Source organism: Streptomyces sp. NPDC046876, assembly GCF_040645035.1.
In the GTDB taxonomy this organism is placed as follows: Bacteria; Actinomycetota; Actinomycetes; order Streptomycetales; family Streptomycetaceae; genus Streptomyces.
Genome location: NZ_JBEYXK010000011.1, coordinates 1 through 16,547, shown reverse-complemented (window position 1 = coordinate 16,547; position 16,547 = coordinate 1). Strand labels below are relative to the sequence as shown.

Below are 16,547 nucleotides of genomic sequence, written 5' to 3'. Positions count from 1 at the left end.
ATGCTGAGAACAGCCCTGCGCAACATCCTGGCCCACAAGGCCCGCCTGGCCATGACCGTCCTCGCCGTCTGCCTCGGAGTCGCGTTCGTCAGCGGCACCCTCGTCTTTGCGGACTCCACCGCCGCCGCCCACCGCGCCGCCGCCTCGAAGAACTTCGCCGGCATCGCGGTCACCGTGACCGCGAAGACGCCCCCGCCCGGGGCGCCTGCCGACCAGCAGGCCGACGTGCTCGACGACACCCTGGTCCGCACACTGGCCGCCGTGCCCGGTGTCGCCGCCGTACGGCCGTCCGTCGACGGGGCGGCCGTCCTGACCGCGGCGGACGGCACACCGCTTCGGGCCGGCCGGGCCTGGTCGAACCCGGCCGCCGCCTACGTCCCAGGCTCGGACGGCAAGGACGCCCGCTACCCGCTCGTCGAAGGCCGCGCCCCGGCCGGCAGCGGCGAGATCGCCGTGGACCGCGGCACGGCCGCCGCCGGGCGGTTCCACCTCGGGGACGCGCTCACGCTGGCCACCGACGGCCCGGTGATGACCAAGCGCCTCGTCGGCATCGTCACCACCGACGACACGCGCGTGACCGCCGGCGGCACCCTCACCCTGTTCGACCGGGAGACCGCACAGCAGCTGTTCGCGACACCGGGCCACTACACCGGCCTCGACCTGACCGCCGCGCCCGGCACCGCCCCTGCCGAACTCGCCCGCCGCGTCACCGACGTCCTGCCGGCCGACCGCGCCGAGGCCACCACCGGGGCCGCCCTGGCAGCCCAGCAGGCCATCCTCGTCAACACCCTGACCAGGGGCTACCAGAAGGTGCCGATGGTCTTCGCCGGGGTCTCGCTGTTCATCGGCTCGTTCCTCATCGTCAACACCTTCACCATGCTCGTGGCGCGGCGCACCCGTGAGATCGCGCTGCTGCGCGCGATCGGCGCCTCCCGCCGCCAGGTGTCGCGCTCCATCCTGCTGGAGGCCGCCCTGGTCGGCCTGGTCGCGTCGGCGGCGGGCTTCCTGCTCGGCCTCGCCATCGCCTCGGTGCTGCCCGGCCTCCTGAGCACCGGAGAGGACACCCTGCCGCAGGGCCCTCTGGTGGTCGCCCCGCGTTCCCTCGCGGCGGCCCTCGGCGTGGGCGTGGGCGTCACCGTGCTCGCCGCGTGGCTGCCCTCCCGCAGGGCGGCGAAGGTCGCGCCCGTCGAGGCGATGCGCACGGCCGGCGAGTCCTCCGGCGCCGGCCGTCCCCGTATCCGCGCCGTGACGGGCCTGACCCTCCTCGCCCTCGGCGCGGGCCGGCTGATCTCCCTCACGGGCGCCAAGGACGCCTCCGAGGAGAACCTGCAGGACGCGATGGCCGACTGCCTCCTCCTCACCGTCGCCCTGATCGTCCTCGCCCCGCTGCTCGCCGTCCCGGTGATCCGGCTGACCGGACGGCTGACCGGCCGCAGCGGGATCACCGGGCAGCTCGCCCGTGAGAACGCCCTGCGCGACCCGCGGCGCACCGCGGCCACCGCCGCCACCCTGTTGATCAGCACCGCGCTGGTCGCCGGCCTCGCCGTCATCGGACACTCCACCGGGCAGGCCCTCGACCGCCAGGCCGCCGCCGGACTCGACGCCGACTACGTGATCAGCACCCGCTCCACCATGACGGCCGTCGACCCCGACGCCGTACGGCGGGTGGCCGGCACCGCCGGGGTGCGCACCGCGAGCGCCGTCACGGACTCCACCCTGTTCACCGGTGGCGGGGTCCGCGAGATCTCCGGCGTCGACCCCGAAACCGTCGGCGCCGTCATGAAGCTCCACTTCGTCAGCGGCTCCGCCAAGGACCTCGGACCGGGCCGGATCGCCGTCTCCAGCACCACCGCCAAGGCCGCCGGCGTGACCACGGGCGGTCAGCTGGCCGCCGGCATGGGCCAGAGCCGGCAGTTCGAGAAGTACACCGTCGTGGGCGTCTACCGGGACAACCCCGTCGCCCGCGACGCGCTCGGCGCCCGGACCGAGGTGGCGGGGCACAGCCTTCTGCCCGGCTCCGTCCAGCGTGTCCTCGTCCGCACCGACCCCGGCGCGGCCTCAGGGACCGTCGAAGGCCGGCTGCGCGCCGCCGTGGGCAACAACCCGCTGCTGAAGGTGCAGGACCGGCAGCAGATCGTCCGCGAGGCCGCCGGCACCATGGCGGACCTGCTGGGCGTCATGTACGGAATGCTCGCCATCGGCGCAGTGATCGGCGGGCTCGGCATCGTGAACACCCTGGCCATGTCCGTCGCCGAACGGACCCGCGAGATCGGCGCCCTGCGCGCCCTCGGCATGGACCGCGCCGGAATCCGGCGGATGATCCGCCTGGAGGCGGTGACGGTCGCGGCGTTCGGCACCCTCCTCGGCCTGACCGGCGGCCTGTTCGGCGCCTGGGCGGTCGGCTCGCTCGCAGGCGGCGCGATCGAGCAGTACGCGCTGGCCCTGCCGTGGGGGACGCTGCTCCTGATCTGCCTGCTGTCCCTGGCGACCGGCGCACTCGCGGCCACCGTCCCCGCCCGCCGGGCAGCCGCACTCAGCCCCCTCGAAGCCGTCGCGGAGGGATGAGGTCAGCCGGCCGCGGGTGCGTAGTGGCCGAGGTACTCCTGCAGATGAGGGGCGAGCTCGGCATCGGGGCCGGTGGTGTTCAGGTGCATCCACAACTCGTTCTCGACCACGAAGCGGTAGGCGAATTCCTCGAAGGTCGAGGCGCACCGCAGCAGCGAACCGGCTGCTGCGGTGCGGAACTCCGCCCGCTGCGCCTCCTCCAGCTCCTGTTCGGCGCGTTCGAGGTCGAGAGGGGAGGCGACCACGAACGCCTCGCGGTCGGGGCGCAGGTAGAGGTACCAGATGACGCAGTCCTGCTGGTCCCGAAGGAACCGCACGAGGCGGGCGCCGTCCTCGGCCGGGCTCTCCAGAGGGCCGGACAGGTCGCTCCAGCAGGCCGTCACCGACACCTCGTCGAAGGCGCGGCAGAGGCCGGCGCTGCCGTGGAAGGCGCGGAAGTCGGCGGGCAGGTGCAGGCCGACGGCCGACAGGGCCGCCTCCGTGCGCGCGAGCTGTTCCGCATGCTCCGACTGCGGTCCGTCCGCTGCCCCCGGGCCGCCCAGCCAGGAGAAGCTGCCGTCGAGGCGGCCGGAGTCCAGCGGGGGCAGGCTCTCCAGGGGGTAGACCTCGTAGGTGTATGCGCACGGCCGGTAGGAGCCCAGATCGGTGGCGCACCATCCGGCGGCGAAGGGAAGGGACGCGGGGGCGGGGGCAGGAGCGGGTGCGGACATGGAGATCCCCTCGGATGGTGCCTGTTCAGCGGTACGGTCACATCTTCGTACCCGCCACTGACAACGGGGTCCCGAAGGAACCGGCCGGCCGGGCCCGTTGCTCAGACCGGCGGGCCCTCGCCGACCGGACGGATCACCACGGGGTACTCGGGGGTTCCCGCCGGCACCGGACACTGCGTGATGCGGGCCGCGATCTCGGTGACCCGGTCGAGGCCGGAGCAATCCAGCAGCCAGTAGCCCGCGGTCACGACGTCGCCGTCGTCGTACGGGTGGTCCGTGACCGCCGGTTCGCGCCCGGGCCCGCCGGTGACGAACCGGGCCTCGGCCGGCGCGGTGAACCCCTGCCCGTCCAAGAGCTCCCCGGATGCGGCGAGTTCCGAGTTCAGCCGGTCCATGAAGGTGACCATCGCCAGGAGCTCGTGACGCCTCCACGAGGGAGAGGAGGGTGTGGCCTTCCCCGTCATCGCGTCGTAGTCCGCCTGGCTCGCCTGGACCGTCACGAAGTACTTCACCCGCCCAGCCAACCAGCTCCCGGTCCGGCGGGCGGGTAACCGGACGGCGAGGGCACCGCGGTTCCCCCGGCCGGCTGCCCGCCCGGCCGCCCCGCGGACGCGGGAGCCGTGACGCAGAACGCCCCCGCGGCCCGGATCAGCGGGCGGCCGCGTCGTCGAGCGCCGGCTCGATCCGCTCCAGGACGGCCGGCCAGCCGCCGCCCATGCCTTCGTACGCCGCCCTCGCCAGCGGCGATTCGAGGTCGAAGCCGGAGTGGTCGAGGAGGAGGCGGGTACCGGTTCCTTCCGGGACGAGGCGCCAGGTGATGGTGGTGTCCAGGGTGCCCGGGGCGAAGCTGTAGCTCAGCATGCGCTCCGGGTCGACCGCGATGACCTCGCACTCCTGGTGGCCCCACGGCCCCATGTCGAGGGTGAACCGGTGCCCGACCTCCGCGCGGACGTCGCCGGCGGCCCACCAGCGCGCGTGGAGGTCCGGCTCGGTGAGCGCCCGCCACACGGCCTGCGGAGGGTGGGCGATGAACCGGTCGCAGTGGATGGTCCGGGGTTCGGTGCTCATGGGGCGTCGTCCTCTGTGGTGCGGGTGTGGGTGCGGGGGGTGGTGGTACCGGGGGCGGTGTGGGCTGCGGACCCCGCCGGGGCGTCGGACGGGTCACTGCCGGCGACCTCGCCGTCCCGGCCGTGCCGGTCGTTCTCGCCCGGTTCGTCGAGCACGTCGAGCACGTCGAGGCCGTCGAGCACGTCGCTCAGTGCGCTCATGCGGCCGTGCCAGTAGCGCTCGAAGGGATGCAGCCAGGCGCCGACCTCGGCGAGGGGCTCCGCTTGCAGGTGGTAGTAGCGGTGGCGCCCCCGGGGCTCCTCGCGGACCAGCCCCGCCTTCCGCAGTACGGCGAGGTGCTCGGAGACGGCCGGCCGGCTCAGGGAGAAGTCCTTGGCCAGGTCACCGGCCGCCCGGGCGCCGCCGCGCAGCCTTTCGAGCAAGGTGCGCCGGACCGGATTGGCCAGGGCGCTGTAGACGTCGACGGGTTCCATGACCCCAGGATGCGTCGGGACTCTCCGACATGTCAACTTTTCCCGACGCGTCGTGCGCGCCGCCGGGCCGAGGCCGCACAGCAGCCTGCGGGGCCGGCGCAGTCGGAGGCCGCCGTCCTCGAAGGACGACGGCCTCCACCCAGCCTGCCGGACGGTCAGGTCAGGGTGTCCTTGGCCTTCTGGGCGGTCTGCTTGGCATTCGCGGCAGTCTGCTCGGCTTTCCCCTTCATTTCGAGGCTCTCGTTGCCGACTGCCTTGCCGGTGGCTTCCTTGACCTTGCCCTTGACGTTCTTTCCGATGTTCTTGGCCTTCTTCTCCTTGGCCATCAAGGCTCACCTCCGAATCGGAACCTTTTGCTGCCGCCTGCCCCGTGCGGGGCCCGCTACACCTCCGGGCACCGCCTCTGGAGCGGCAACAGCACGGGTGTCGGCGTGTGCGGCACGAGCGGGAGCCTTCGCGACCGTAGGTTTCGCTACCAGGTTCTGTGGGCGGCTGCGGCAGGGAAGAGGTGCTGGCGATGGACGGCAAGCGGGTCATCACCGTGTTCGGCGCGACGGGGCACCAGGGCGGGTCCCTCGCCCGCGCCGTCCTGGAGGACAAGGACAGCGGTTTCACGGTCCGGGCCGTGACCCGCAGGCCGGATTCGGACAGGGCCGGGCAGCTGGAACGGCTCGGCGCGGAGATCGTCCGTGCGGACATGGACGACGAGGCGAGCCTGCAATCGGCCCTGGACGGTGCCTACGGCGCCTACCTGGTGACGAACTTCTGGGAGGACATGTCCGCGGCCCACGAGCAGGCACAGGCGCAGGCATTGGCCCGGGCGGCGGGACACGCCGGGGTGCAGCACGCGATCTGGTCCACCCTGGACGACACGCGCGAGTGCATTCCGCTCGACGACGACCGGATGCCCACGCTGCAGGGCTCGTACAAAGTGCCGCACTTCGACGCCAAGGCGGAGGCCGACCACTTCTTCACCGACGCCGGCGTCCCCACCACCTTCCTGCGGACCACGTTCTACTGGGAGAACCTGCTGTCGATGTTCGCCCCGCGCCGCGGCGAGGACGGCGCCTTCGAACTCACCTTTCCCATGGGCGACAGCAGGCTCTCCGGCATCGCAGTCGACGACATCGGCCGGATCGCCCTGGCCATCTTCCAAGGCGGCACCGACTTCATCGCCGCCACCATCAGCATCGCCGGGGAGCACCTGACCGTCGCCGACATGGCCGCGGCCATGACCGACGTGCTCGGAGAGCCCGTGCGGTACCGGCCCCTGACGGCGGACGCCTTCCGCGCGCTCGGATTCCCGGGCGCAGACGAAGTCGGCAACATGTTCCAGTACTACGCCGACTGCGAGCACGGTTTCACCGCCGCCCGCGACCTCGACGCCGCCCGCGCCCTCCACCCCGGCCTCCAGGACTTCCGGACCTGGCTGTACGCGCACCGCGACCAGTTCCACCTGACCTGAGGCCTGCCCCCCGACCCGCACCCGTCAGGCGCCCACCAGCCGGTCCAGGGCGGCGGCGACCGGAGCAACACCGTCCTCGCCTGCCAGCCGGCGGGCGACCTCCCGGGCGCGCTCGCGGTACGAGGGGACGGTCACCGCCTGCCGGAGCGCGGAGCCGAGGGCGCCGGGGGTGAGGTGCCGCAACGGCACCACCCCGGGGGCAGTGCCCAGCTCCACGAGGCGGCGGGCCCAGAAATGGCCGTCGAACTGGACGGGAACGGGCACGCAGGGAACACCCGCGCGCAGGGCTGCGCCGGTCGTCCCGGCTCCGGCGTGGTGGACGACGGCCGCCATGCGGGGGAACAGCAGGGAATGCGGAACGTCACCGATGGTGATCATGTCGTCCCGGGCGGCGCAGAGCCCTGCCCAGCCTTCCTGGATCACGCCGCGCAGGCCCGCGGACCGCAGGGCGGTGACGATGTCGGCACTGACGCGGCGCGGGTCGGGGGTGGTGGCGCTTCCCAGCCCCACGTAGACCGGGGCGGGGCCGGAGCCGAGGAAGTCCTCCAGATCCGGTGGGAGCCGGCTGACGCTGTCGTGGGGCCACCAGTAGCCGGAGATCCCCAGGCCGGGACGCCAGTCACGGGGCCGGGGAACGACCAGCTCGCTGAAGCCGTGCCACACGGGCCAGCCCTCCCGCTCGCGGGCGCGGCGGGCCGCGGACAGGCGGCTCGAAGGCAGGCCGTGGTCCGCGGCCAGGATGCGTGCTGCCCGGGTGAAGACGTGGTCGACGGCCGCGGCGACGGCGTGCCCGCCGATCCGGTTGCCCAACGGGCCCAGGGATCGGGTGCCGAGCATCGGCGGCGGGAACGCGCGGGTCCCGTGCAGCGGCTGCAGGAACAGGCCCATGCTGGGCCGGGAGAGGCCCTGGGCGATGGCGTAGGCCAGCGGCGCGACCGTTCCCCCGGCCAGTACGACGTCCGCGTCGCGCGCCGCATGCACCATCGGCCGCGTCATCCCGGGCGCGACGCTCCTCGCCAGTGCCACGGCCCGCAGCAGCTTGGCGGCCCCGCTCCGGCTCCGGTGCAGCCCCCGACCGCGCGCCGAGTGCAGTTCGGCCCTCGGATCCCCGGGAACGGCCTGGAAGCGCACCCCCGACCCGGCCACCAGCGGTTCGAACAGGCCGTGGGTGACCAGGGTGACCTCGTGCCCGGCCCGGGCCAGTCCGGCCCCCAGACCCGTGTACGGTCCGACGTCCCCTCGGGATCCCGCCGTCATGATGGCAATCCTCACGCGCGCCAGTGTGGCGGCCGGTCCGCACCCCGGCCGCACGCCCCCGCACGGGCGGCACGGAAATCCTCCGAAACGGCTGGGTGGCCGACTCGGGTTGACGGGAGGCAGCCGGTTGCCGCTCGCGCGGGGCGGCTTCGCGTTCCTTGATCAACTTCAGGTAGGGTCCGGCTCGCACAGGAAGTCGGAGAGCTTGGGGGGACTGGGCGATGAAGCGCTGGACGAAGTGGGCGGCCGTCGGAGCCGTGGGGGTGCCGATGGCGCTCGCCGTGGTGGCCTGCGCCGGGGAGAAGTCCCTGGAGGAGGCCGCGAAGGGCACGTGGGACTGCACGATCGCCGCCGGCGCCCGCGGGCTCTCCGCGACGGTGACCGTGGGGGACGGGACGTACCAGGTGAGCCAGGGCGGGCGCGAGGGCAGCTCCGGGACCTGGCAGCTTTCCGGCGGCAAGCTGGAGGTCAAGGGTGACGACGGCCCGTACCACGTGAGCGGTGTGCCCGGAGAGACGAAGGACCTGATGGGCATGGAGTTCGGTGAAGGCAGCGGCAAGGAGCTGTCGCCGTGGAGCGTGGGCTGGAAGGGCAACACCGTCACCTTCCCGTACCACCGCGCAAAGGTCACCTGCCGGAAGATGTAGGCCCGAGAGCCCCGGAGTGGTGGCACGCGGCCGCCACGAGGCTGCCCCGGGGCCTCCGACACGCTCCCGGAACCCGCCCGCCGGCCCGGCCCCGCGGCCGGACCGGCGGGCGGGCCCGCTCACCCGAGGCGGGTCAGCCGGGCGCGGACGGAGGGCTCGGGCAGGGCGGTCCGGACGGCCACCGGCACGCTCTTGGCCCCCTCACCCTCACCGGCGGTCAGGGTGCCCACCTCCGTACCGGCCTTCGCCTGGTGCGGCAGCTGCGAGGTGCCGGCGCCGAGCGTGAGCTTGAACTGCTGGCCCGGAACGCCGATCACGTTCAGGTCCTTGGTGGCCACGAGCGGCGTACGGCCGCCGAGGCCGTCGTCCACGTAACCGACCGTGTCGCCCTTGCGGACGAGCGGGGTGGACGCCAGGGCCGTCCGTAGCGCTTCGATGATCTTCCTGCTGTTCGCCAGCACGAGGGCCAGGCTCTTCTTCGCGTTCGGGTCCGGGCCCTCCACGCGCTGCTCCATCAGCGTGCCGAGGATCAGCGGGGTCTCGTCGCCGACCGACTTGCGCGCCGCCCACATCAGCGTTCCGCCGGCCGGTGTGCTGGATCCGGTCTTGATCCCGTAGACACTGAGGCCCTGCACGCTGAGCAGCTCGTTGTTGTTGATGAGAGGCTCGGCCAGCCCCTTGATGGGTGCGCTGGGCATCGCGACGATCGCGCGGAAGACCTCGTTCTTCATCACCGCCTCGGCCAGCTTCAACTGGTCGGTGGCGGTGCTGACGGTGCCGGCGTCCAGGCCGCTGGGGTCCGTGTAGGTGGTGTCCTTCATCCCGAGCTCCCTGGCGGCGGCGTTCATCTTCTCCACGAACGCGGCCTCGGAGTCGCTGCCGGTGTCCCAGCGGGCCAGCAGTCGGCCGATGTTGTTGCCCGACGGGATCATCAGCATCTTCAGCATGTCCTGCTGGCTGAACTTCGACCCGGCCGTGAGCCCCTGGATCCGGGACTCGTTCTCGGAGTTGCCCTCGGCCACGGCCTTCGCGTCGACCGTGATGTCGGGACCCGGCTCGTTGTTGCGCAGGGGGTGGCCCTTGAGGATCACGTAAGCCGTCATCACCTTGGCCACACTGGCCGTGGGGACGGGCTTCTGCTCACCGAACGTGCCGACCTCGCCGGAGCCCGGGACGCGGACTGCCCCCTGGCCCTTGGCGGGCCAGGGTATGGAGAACTGCCCGTCGACGGAGTGGGCTGCCTCCGCGGCGACCAGCCGCGGGGCGGGGAGCGGACGCAGCAACTGGGCGCCGACGGAGCCCCCGGCGAGGAGCAGCAGGATCGGCGTCCACACCTTGACGCGGCGCAGCACGGTCCGGCGGGGGGTCTCCGGCGGGGGAGGGGTGTTGGTGAGCTCGGCCAGCAGATCCAGCGGCGCCTTGGGCGTCGTGGGCTCGGGGGCCTCGGGGCGCGGTTGGGGCCGCGGCGCGGGGGGCGCCGGCACGTCGAGCGGCTTGAGGGCGACGAACTTGCTGGTCCGCTCGGAGTCGCCCTCCTCGCCCCGGGCCCACGCGGGCACCTTCCGGCCGCCGTCCTCGGCCTCGGTGTCGGTGTCGGTGTCGGGCCGGTCTCCTCGGGCCTCCGCCCCGTCGCTGTCGGCGTCGGCGCTGCCGTCCCCGGACCCGGCCGCCGCGACCTCTGCCTTCGGCTTCCGGCCCGTCACGGCAGCGTCGGGCGCGCGGAACCCGACGGTTCGCGTGTCCTCGCCTCCGCCGTCGGAGTCGGCCCCCGAGGCCGCGGCGTCGGCGCGCGCCGTGGGCTCGGTCGCGGCCTTGACCTTGTCGCGCGCCGGCTTGCCGAGCGTGAGGGTGCCATCGGCCACCTCATCGTCCTCATCGTCACCAGCCCCGGCCTCGGCGTCAGGGGTGGATCGAGTCCCACTCCTGGACTGATCGCCCGACGCGCCGGTTCCCGTGCCGCCGTGCGCGGTGTCGTCCTCGCTGTCGCTCTCGGGCTTGGCGGCGCTGCGTGCGGGCATGGCGAGCACTTGTGTCTCGTCGCTCCCCTGCCCGGCTGGGGCTTCCGCATCCCCATCGCCCGCGGCCACGGCAGCGGCACCAGCCTCCGGCTTGGTGGCGCCCCGGGCGGCCCCCGCTTCGGCGTCGGCACTGTCCTCGCCCCCGGCACGAGCCTCAGCCTTGCTGTCGACCGCGGGCTTCCCAACGCCCGAGGAGCGGTCAGCCTTTCCCTTGGCCGCGGGGGTGTCGCCGGACGCGGCGGTCGCCTGAGCGGACTGCGTGCTGCTGCCGGGCCCCCTCCCCGTTTCGACCGCGTCGTCGTCGTGACTGCCGACCGAGGGACGGGCCTTCGCTTCGCTGCTCGCGGCTTCGTCGCCGCCTACGGCAGGGCCGGGTGCGGGCGGCGAAACCGCGCCCGTACGGTCGGCACCGGGACCGTCATCCGTCTTCTGCCGGGCAGCGTCGGGCGCAGGCTCCGGCTCGTCGGCCTCCCCGCCCTCGTCCGCATCCTCGTCGTCGGCCGGGGACGACACGACGGCAGGCTGCTCTTCGGCCTCGCCCATGTCCGCAGCGTCCGGTTCCGCAACCGTGTCGTCAGCGGCCGCCCCCGCATCTTTGCTGGTCCTCTCGAGCTCCGGGTCGTCCGGAGTACTGCCCGCCACCGATGTCGCCTTCATCCCAGCCCCGCCTTGCCACTCACACCGTGCAGATACCGTGCGGCGAGGCCCCTCCGGAGCCCCGCCGTATTGCTAGATGTATGCAGCGCACGGATCGTTCCCTCTGGTCGATCTTGTGTCTTTTCGGCCCGGCATGCCGGACGAACGCCGCCCCCACGCCGCGGCCGACGCAGGCGCGCCGGCAGCCGTGGGTGGTCCCGGGAGACCCGGGTTCAGGCGGGCCTGGCTCGCCCCCGGACCGCCGGGCGAGGCTGACGTCATGACCGAAACCACTGCCACAGCAACCGAGTTCCCGCGTCCTGCCGACTTCGCGGGCCGCACCATCCTGATCACCGGGGGCACGAGCGGAATGGGCCTGGCCACCGCCCGGCTGCTGCTCGCCTCCGGGGCCGACGTGGTCGTCACTGGCCGGGACGAGGCCCGGCTGGCCCGCGCCGCGGCCGGGCTGGCCCCGTACGCGGACGGCGGTCAGCGCCTCCTCGCCGTCCGCTCCGACGCCGCGGACCCCGCCGACCTCGACCGGCTGACCGACACCGTCGGCGCCCGGTACGGCCGGCTGGACGGGGTGTTCGCCAACGCCGGTGTCGGGCTGTTCCAGCGCGCCGCCGAGGTGACCGAAAAGGACTTCGACCACCTGGTCGACGTCAATTTCAAGGGCGCGTTCTTCACCGTCCGGAAGACCCTGCCGCTGCTCGGCGCGGCGGGCGGCGGCTCCGTGGTGATCAACGCCTCGTGGACCCTGTACCGCGGCATGGCCGTGGCCCCGGTGTACGCGGCCACCAAGGCGGCCGTGCACAACCTCGCCCGCACCCTCGCCACCGACCTGGCAGGGCAGGGCATCCGGGTCAACTCGGTCAGCCCGGGCTACATCGTCACCGAGATGTTCCACGACAACATCCCCGACGACCCCGACGTGCACCAGGCCCTGGCCGCCACGGTCCCCCTGGGCCGGCTGGGCGCGGCCGAGGAGGTCGCCGAGGCGGTGGCCTTCCTGCTGTCCCCGCGCTCCTCGTACATCACCGCCCAGGACATCGTCGTCGACGGCGGCCTGACGACCGCGATCCCGGCCGGGGCGGGCGGGCCGGAGCAGGGCAGGGCCGTCTGAGCCCTTCCGCCGGCCGGCGTCACCCGCGCTGCCTGGTCCTGGCAGGGCCAGGCAGCGCACCCGGTCCGCGGGCGACAATCGGGTCCATGACCGCGAACCCGACGACGACCGCCGCCACCAGCCTGGGCGGCTTCCTGCGCACCCGCCGCTCCCGCCTGACCCCCGAGGACGTCGCGCTGCCCGACTACGGCGGCCGGCGCCGGGTCGCGGGCCTGCGCCGCGAGGAGACCGCGCAGCTCGCCGGGGTGAGCGTGGACTACTACACGCGGATGGAGCAGGACCGGGTGCCCAACCCGTCGGCCGCGATCCTCGACGCGCTCGCCCGCGCGCTGCGGCTGACCGAGGACGAGACCCGGCACCTGCACCACCTGGCCCGCCGCGCCCGCCGCCCGGTCGGTGCGGCCTCCCCGGCCGCGAACCACCCGCGCGCCGGCACCCAGCAGGTGCGGCCGACGCTGCGCCTGCTGCTGGACGGACTGCACGACGTGCCGGCAATGGTGATGGGATGCCGGATGGACGTCCTGGCATGGAACCCGGCGGCGAGCGCGCTGCTCGGCGACTTCGGCGCCCTCGACCCGGCCGAGCGCAACATCGCCCGCAACACCTTCCTCAACCCGGCGGCCCGCGAGCTGTACGCGGACTGGACCGGCTGCGCCCGCGAGAACGTGGCCTACCTGCACCTCGAGGCCGGGCGCCGACCGGGGGACCCGGAGCTGGCCCGGCTGATCGGCGAACTGTCCGTGCGCAGCGAGGAGTTCCGCCGCTGGTGGGCCGAACACCCCGTACAGGACAAGACCTCGGGCCGCAAGCGCTTCCACCACCCCATCGTCGGCGAGCTGGAGCTCTCGTACGAGACGCTGCGCGCGGCCGACGACCCCGACCAGGCGCTCATCACCTACACCGCCGAGCCGGGCAGCCCCGCGCAGGACGCCCTGCGCATGCTGCTGGCCTGGTCGGCCCCGTCCCAGGCCCTCCCCTCCAGATCACCGCATCGCTAGCCGGCGCGGCCGTTGACCGATCGGGCTGCCCACGTTTCGCTGCCGAAGGTCAGCACGGCTCGACCACCGCCCCCACCGAGCGCTGCCGGAGCCGGGCGGCCATGAGTTCCATCTCGACCAGCGTTCCCACCAGCCCGGTCGTCCGCAACTCGTCCGCCGAGGCCCTCGCCTGCGCGAGTGTCAGGTCATGCACCTCCCGAAGAACACGCAGGACAGCCACCGGACTCGCCTCGGGCCCTGTCAGCCGGAGCCGGGCAGCTCCATGTTCGGCCAGGAGTGCCTGGCGGATCTCCTCCGGCGTCTCGCGGCCGCTGCCCTGTTCGCACCACCCGGCGGCGCATGCCCGGCAGCCTGCCTCAATTCCCCACCACAGGCGCCCGCGGTCGACGAACTGGCCGATGTCGCGTTCCAGTACACCGCCGCAGGCATCGCACCGCGTTGCGATCGCCACTCCCTGCGTGATCATCCTGCTCCTCGTCCTCGGCTCCTGCCCCGCATGGTGCTGCCACGGCATCCGGGGGTCGATCGCTCATCCTCGCTGATCGCCCCCTGCCCGCTCAGGCGCCGGGTGTGCAGGCGCCGGCCCGGAGTAAATTCCGTACAGCCATGACAAGGCACGCCCAGCACTACACAATTGGGCTGAACCAGGCGGCGGGTGGGGGAGAGCGCTGATGAGCAGGGCCATGCGTATGGGCATACCAGCGGGGTTGGTGATCCTGGCGGCATGTGCGCCGCTGTACGCCCCGTACTACACCACCATCCTGGTGTGGGAGTTGCGGAAGTTCTTCGCATGGCTGGCCCTGCCGCTGCTGGCCGCGGCGTTCGTCGTCCTGGTACGGCTGGTGCAGTGGCTCCTTCGCAGGCGGCGCGGCGAGCCCGCCGGGGAGCCGAGCGACGCGGCGCAGGCCCTCGGTTGCCTGGGCGTCGTCGTCGGCATCGGGCTCGCCGTCTTCTGGCTGATCTACGGCTCGTACCTGCAGGACCGCGCCTACATGGCCCACACGCAGGTGGTCACCGAGCCCGTGCCCCAGCTGGCACCCCGCGCCCCCTTCCTCGTGGGCAAGGCGCAGGCCGCCCCGCACCTGGGCGACGTCACCGGTGAGATCTCCGACATCACCTACCTGCCCGACTCGGACAGGTTCGCCACCCTGGTCGAGCGGAGCGGCTGGCTGTCCGGGTACGAAGTGGGCCTCGTGCAGGACATTCCGCTCGGCGGCACCAACCGCTCGCAGCAGCGCTGCTCGTTCGACGTGGACGTGGCGGACGCACGCATAAGCGGCTGGTTCAGCCACAACCTGGGCCGCAAGATCTCCGCCCAGAAGCGCTGGGTCCGCTTCAAGGCCAAGGACGCCTACGTGACCTGCTCGGGCGACACGCCCATCGTGGTCGTACCCCTCAAGCGCCAGACCGGGGTCCTGGTCGTCACGGAGCGACCCGCCGGAGTAGCCCTCTACAACGGGCGGACGGGCAAGGTCACCATCACCACCGACACGGCCGAGGTACCCGGCCCCTCCTACCCGCTGAGCCTCGCCGCACGGCAACGGGAGGCGACCGCCGCCGTCGGAGGCTTCGCCGACTGGTGGTTCGAGCGCAGCGGCTGGGACGCGTCCGAGGACGGGGCGAACGAGGGGAACGACTCGGAGTTCACCCTGCGCTACGCCGACACCAGCGGGCGCAGCGTGTACGTCACCCCGCTCACACCGCAGGGCGAGGCCAGCTCCGTCGTCGCCGTGTCGACGGTGCCGGCGCGCCATCAAGGAGGCCAACTGGCGCCCCTGACCGTCCACCGGCTCGATCCGACCTGGTCCTCGCCCAAGGCGATCGTCGCGCTGATCAAGGCGGAGTACCGGGACGTCTGCTGCTACAACGACGACATGGTCTTCGAGGTGGTGCCCACCGGCGGGAGCACATGGACCGCGACGATCGGCAGCGAACAGGACATCCGCTACCGGGTGGAGGGCAAGGGCCAGGTCGCGGGCCGCGAGGCGACCTGCCTGAAGGCCGCCGACGGCGCGCTGATCCGGTGCGCGTACGCGGCGCCCGGCTCCCCTGAGGAGCAGGAGCTCAAACGCCGCGAGGGCCAAAAACAAAAGGACAGCCCCAAGGCCAACCCACCGGACCTCGGCGACCTCACTGCTTACACCCCAGAGCAGCTGGCCGAACTGAACCGCCGCATCAACGAGGAGGTCAACCGCCGGCTCAAGGGCGCTCAATCCTAGTACTGCCCGCCGGGCCCGGGCGGGCAGCGCGACCGCCCTGGGCCGTCGGCGGCAGCGTCCGGACCGGTGGCGATCGTGCCGGCCATCAGCTGACGGGGCCGGATCCGCTGCTGGAATGCGTCCGTGGGACTACACCGCAGGGGTTGGCGCGACCGGGAGGGGCGCCTCAGCCGGATCCGGAGTCCAAGGTCTCACTCATCCCGTTCCGACCGGGCCTGCCGGACCACCACCCCCAGCCGCGCCAGCGCGGCCGCAGTTCCGGCGCCGACGGGTACGAGCGGCCAGAACGCGGCGCGGTTCCCGAAAGCCGCCCACACCAGGAGCGCGAGGATCGCCGCCACTCCGACGAGGAACCCGAGCATCCAGGGCCCGAACCGGTCGTGCCTCTCCAGCCGTCCCCGGCCGCCGAGGTGGGCGAGCCGGGCGGCGCCGGCCACGGCGAGGGCGATCAGGTACCCCATGACCAGGGGATACAGCACGAACAGCGTGATGTCCCACGCCCCGGGGTGCCAACCGGGCCACATATCACGCCCGTCGATCTCCACGATCCGCCCCCGCCACATGCCCGCCGCGACCTGCTGCCCCTCCCGAAGGCCGGATGCGGCACGGCCCGGCACGCCGCCCACCGTCTTCAGCTCGCCGTCGACCCGCAGTGCGATCACGTACTCGGTGTGAACGAACCAGTCTCCGCTGCCACCGTCCTGGCCCCCACCGCTTCTCCCGGACTCCGTGTGGGACGTGAGCTCCGTGATGGTGGCCTCAGCCGTGCGCAGCGATCCGTTCGCGCGCGCCAGTGCGACGCCCGTCTCCTCGTAGGTGCGTACGGCGAGCAGCGTGATCAGAGCGGCCATGAAGAGGCGGAACACGGCGCGCCCCACACGGCCTCTCACCGTCCCGGTCCGTCTCGTGCCCGGCCTCGACGGCGATGTCGTGCCCCCGGTCGGCTCCTGCATCAGGTCCCCCTTACCTGCGGTGCGGCGAGGCAGGCGAAATCAGCCCCACCGGACCACACGCGGCGCACCTGAGCATGGTTGCGGGGCCTGCGGAGAGCGACGCAGGCGGGAGGCCGAGGGCACCGGTGCACTCCGATCCCCGGGGGCCGAAAGTAGCCCGGGACACAGCCCTAAAAGGGCACAACCGGCCACGGAAGGTGACATTCCGGCTCCTGGGCGGTGAGGCGCCCCACAGGACCTGCGTCACATTCGCGCCCGGATAGTAGGTCCCCGACCCGGCGGGAAACCCGCTCTCACCTGCCCGGAGAGCTTTCGGTCGGCGGAAGCTCTCGCTCGCCGGCTGCGATGGGCGGTCGTAGAGGGGGGTCGTTGCCAGGGGGTTCGGGGGCTGGCTAACTGGTTGTCGTCGCAG

Annotated in this window: 15 protein-coding genes; 6 read left to right on the top strand and 9 right to left on the bottom strand. The window is 72.9% G+C overall.

The window, feature by feature from the left end; genetic code table 11:
* On the top strand, nt 1-2,565 hold the full coding sequence (locus tag ABZ924_RS09320) for an FtsX-like permease family protein (protein WP_361906227.1): 2,565 nt from the start codon (nt 1-3) through the stop codon (nt 2,563-2,565).
* A gap of 2 nt (nt 2,566-2,567) precedes the next feature.
* On the opposite strand, the gene ABZ924_RS09315 is transcribed toward ABZ924_RS09320, so the two are convergent.
* The 5 genes from ABZ924_RS09315 to ABZ924_RS09295 form a co-directional block, all read right to left on the bottom strand.
* Nucleotides 2,568-3,275, bottom strand: a complete 708-nt coding sequence (locus tag ABZ924_RS09315; protein ID WP_361906225.1) for a hypothetical protein — start codon at nt 3,273-3,275, stop codon at nt 2,568-2,570.
* A gap of 101 nt (nt 3,276-3,376) precedes the next feature.
* Entirely contained in the window at nt 3,377-3,787 is a 411-nt protein-coding gene (locus ABZ924_RS09310) for a hypothetical protein (protein ID WP_361906223.1), read from the bottom strand.
* Between the two features lie 136 nt (nt 3,788-3,923).
* The gene (locus ABZ924_RS09305) at nt 3,924-4,343 is read right to left on the bottom strand and encodes an SRPBCC domain-containing protein (RefSeq protein ID WP_361906221.1); all 420 of its coding nucleotides are present in this window, start codon (nt 4,341-4,343) and stop codon (nt 3,924-3,926) included.
* The gene (locus tag ABZ924_RS09300) at nt 4,340-4,816 is read right to left on the bottom strand and encodes a metalloregulator ArsR/SmtB family transcription factor (protein ID WP_361906219.1); all 477 of its coding nucleotides are present in this window, start codon (nt 4,814-4,816) and stop codon (nt 4,340-4,342) included. The genes ABZ924_RS09305 and ABZ924_RS09300 overlap by 4 nt, the downstream gene beginning before the upstream one ends.
* Nucleotides 4,817-4,971: 155 nt before the next feature.
* Complete coding sequence (locus ABZ924_RS09295) at nt 4,972-5,142, bottom strand: CsbD family protein (protein ID WP_361906217.1); 171 nt, start codon at nt 5,140-5,142, stop codon at nt 4,972-4,974.
* 191 nt (nt 5,143-5,333) lie between these two features.
* Here ABZ924_RS09295 and ABZ924_RS09290 point away from each other — a divergent pair, with 191 nt between their 5' ends.
* Nucleotides 5,334-6,281, top strand: coding sequence for an NmrA/HSCARG family protein (locus ABZ924_RS09290; RefSeq protein ID WP_361906215.1), 948 nt, complete (start codon nt 5,334-5,336; stop codon nt 6,279-6,281).
* Nucleotides 6,282-6,305: 24 nt separating this feature from the next.
* On the opposite strand, the gene ABZ924_RS09285 is transcribed toward ABZ924_RS09290, so the two are convergent.
* The gene (locus tag ABZ924_RS09285) at nt 6,306-7,538 is read right to left on the bottom strand and encodes a glycosyltransferase (RefSeq protein WP_361906439.1); all 1,233 of its coding nucleotides are present in this window, start codon (nt 7,536-7,538) and stop codon (nt 6,306-6,308) included.
* 221 nt (nt 7,539-7,759) lie between these two features.
* On the opposite strand from ABZ924_RS09285, the gene ABZ924_RS09280 reads away from it, so the two are divergent.
* Nucleotides 7,760-8,185 carry a hypothetical protein gene (locus ABZ924_RS09280; RefSeq protein WP_361906214.1) on the top strand — a complete coding sequence of 142 codons (426 nt, stop codon included), beginning with the start codon at nt 7,760-7,762 and terminating at the stop codon, nt 8,183-8,185.
* Between the two features lie 119 nt (nt 8,186-8,304).
* Here the strand turns inward: ABZ924_RS09280 and ABZ924_RS09275 are convergent, their stop codons facing one another.
* A complete protein-coding gene (locus ABZ924_RS09275) occupies nt 8,305-10,203 on the bottom strand; it encodes a serine hydrolase (protein WP_361906212.1) in 1,899 nt (632 codons plus the stop codon).
* A 916-nt stretch (nt 10,204-11,119) separates the two neighbouring features.
* Between ABZ924_RS09275 and ABZ924_RS09270 the strand changes: the two genes are divergently transcribed.
* Nucleotides 11,120-11,965 carry an SDR family oxidoreductase gene (locus tag ABZ924_RS09270; RefSeq protein ID WP_361906210.1) on the top strand — a complete coding sequence of 282 codons (846 nt, stop codon included), beginning with the start codon at nt 11,120-11,122 and terminating at the stop codon, nt 11,963-11,965.
* Between the two features lie 86 nt (nt 11,966-12,051).
* A complete protein-coding gene (locus ABZ924_RS09265; RefSeq protein ID WP_361906208.1) occupies nt 12,052-12,963 on the top strand; it encodes a helix-turn-helix transcriptional regulator in 912 nt (303 codons plus the stop codon).
* Between the two features lie 49 nt (nt 12,964-13,012).
* Here the strand turns inward: ABZ924_RS09265 and ABZ924_RS09260 are convergent, their stop codons facing one another.
* Complete coding sequence (locus tag ABZ924_RS09260; RefSeq protein ID WP_361906206.1) at nt 13,013-13,429, bottom strand: hypothetical protein; 417 nt, start codon at nt 13,427-13,429, stop codon at nt 13,013-13,015.
* A 205-nt stretch (nt 13,430-13,634) separates the two neighbouring features.
* Here ABZ924_RS09260 and ABZ924_RS09255 point away from each other — a divergent pair, with 205 nt between their 5' ends.
* On the top strand, nt 13,635-15,182 hold the full coding sequence (locus ABZ924_RS09255; protein WP_361906204.1) for a hypothetical protein: 1,548 nt from the start codon (nt 13,635-13,637) through the stop codon (nt 15,180-15,182).
* Nucleotides 15,183-15,373: 191 nt separating this feature from the next.
* On the opposite strand, the gene ABZ924_RS09250 is transcribed toward ABZ924_RS09255, so the two are convergent.
* Nucleotides 15,374-16,048, bottom strand: coding sequence for a hypothetical protein (locus ABZ924_RS09250; protein WP_361906202.1), 675 nt, complete (start codon nt 16,046-16,048; stop codon nt 15,374-15,376).
* Nucleotides 16,049-16,547: the final 499 nt, after the last annotated feature.